Here is a 1,798-nt window from a genome sequence, read left to right as displayed (position 1 = left end):
GGTTGACTCTGAAGGAGGAAAGCGTAATATACGCCACCTCGCGGCAGGAAGCGAAAGCACTGGCCGCAACGCTCTTTAACAATTTATCAGACAATCTGTGTGGGCACTCGCAGGATTGATATCAAGCGTCTCCGGACGCAAAAAAATATCAAGTCTTAAGAGTGAACACATAATGAAATTCATTATGACGTTTTACACTTGAGCATCGCTGCACTTGTTGCAGCAAATCGAACTTTTAATTGAAGAGTTTGATCATGGCTCAGATTGAACGCTGGCGGCAGGCCTAACACATGCAAGTCGAACGGTAGCACAGAGAAGCTTGCTTCTTGGGTGACGAGTGGCGGACGGGTGAGTAATGTCTGGGAAACTGCCCGATGGAGGGGGATAACTACTGGAAACGGTAGCTAATACCGCATAACGTCTTCGGACCAAAGTGGGGGACCTTCGGGCCTCACGCCATCGGATGTGCCCAGATGGGATTAGCTAGTAGGTGGGGTAACGGCTCACCTAGGCGACGATCCCTAGCTGGTCTGAGAGGATGACCAGCCACACTGGAACTGAGACACGGTCCAGACTCCTACGGGAGGCAGCAGTGGGGAATATTGCACAATGGGCGCAAGCCTGATGCAGCCATGCCGCGTGTATGAAGAAGGCCTTCGGGTTGTAAAGTACTTTCAGCGGGGAGGAAGGCGATGCGGTTAATAACCGCGTCGATTGACGTTACCCGCAGAAGAAGCACCGGCTAACTCCGTGCCAGCAGCCGCGGTAATACGGAGGGTGCAAGCGTTAATCGGAATTACTGGGCGTAAAGCGCACGCAGGCGGTCTGTCAAGTCAGATGTGAAATCCCCGGGCTTAACCTGGGAACTGCATTTGAAACTGGCAGGCTAGAGTCTTGTAGAGGGGGGTAGAATTCCAGGTGTAGCGGTGAAATGCGTAGAGATCTGGAGGAATACCGGTGGCGAAGGCGGCCCCCTGGACAAAGACTGACGCTCAGGTGCGAAAGCGTGGGGAGCAAACAGGATTAGATACCCTGGTAGTCCACGCCGTAAACGATGTCGACTTGGAGGCTGTTCCCTTGAGGAGTGGCTTCCGGAGCTAACGCGTTAAGTCGACCGCCTGGGGAGTACGGCCGCAAGGTTAAAACTCAAATGAATTGACGGGGGCCCGCACAAGCGGTGGAGCATGTGGTTTAATTCGATGCAACGCGAAGAACCTTACCTGGCCTTGACATCCACGGAATTCGGCAGAGATGCCTTAGTGCCTTCGGGAACCGTGAGACAGGTGCTGCATGGCTGTCGTCAGCTCGTGTTGTGAAATGTTGGGTTAAGTCCCGCAACGAGCGCAACCCTTATCCTTTGTTGCCAGCGATTCGGTCGGGAACTCAAAGGAGACTGCCGGTGATAAACCGGAGGAAGGTGGGGATGACGTCAAGTCATCATGGCCCTTACGGCCAGGGCTACACACGTGCTACAATGGCGCATACAAAGAGAAGCGAACTCGCGAGAGCAAGCGGACCTCATAAAGTGCGTCGTAGTCCGGATCGGAGTCTGCAACTCGACTCCGTGAAGTCGGAATCGCTAGTAATCGTGGATCAGAATGCCACGGTGAATACGTTCCCGGGCCTTGTACACACCGCCCGTCACACCATGGGAGTGGGTTGCAAAAGAAGTAGGTAGCTTAACCTTCGGGAGGGCGCTTACCACTTTGTGATTCATGACTGGGGTGAAGTCGTAACAAGGTAACCGTAGGGGAACCTGCGGTTGGATCACCTCCTTACCTGAAGATACCTTCGTGCG

General features: G+C 53.8%; 1 rRNA gene. It reads left to right on the top strand.

From position 1 onward, the window contains the following. Window positions 1–236: 236 nt before the first annotated feature. Window positions 237–1,778: ribosomal RNA gene (locus QCD69_RS22430) — 16S ribosomal RNA — on the top strand. Window positions 1,779–1,798 lie beyond the last annotated feature (20 nt).

The sequence above is a fragment of the Erwinia sp. PsM31 genome, from assembly GCF_030433775.1.
GTDB lineage: Bacteria > Pseudomonadota > Gammaproteobacteria > Enterobacterales > Enterobacteriaceae > Erwinia > Erwinia aeris.
The sequence above is the reverse complement of the archived record's forward strand: the minus strand, read 5'-3'. Positions and strand labels throughout refer to the sequence as shown.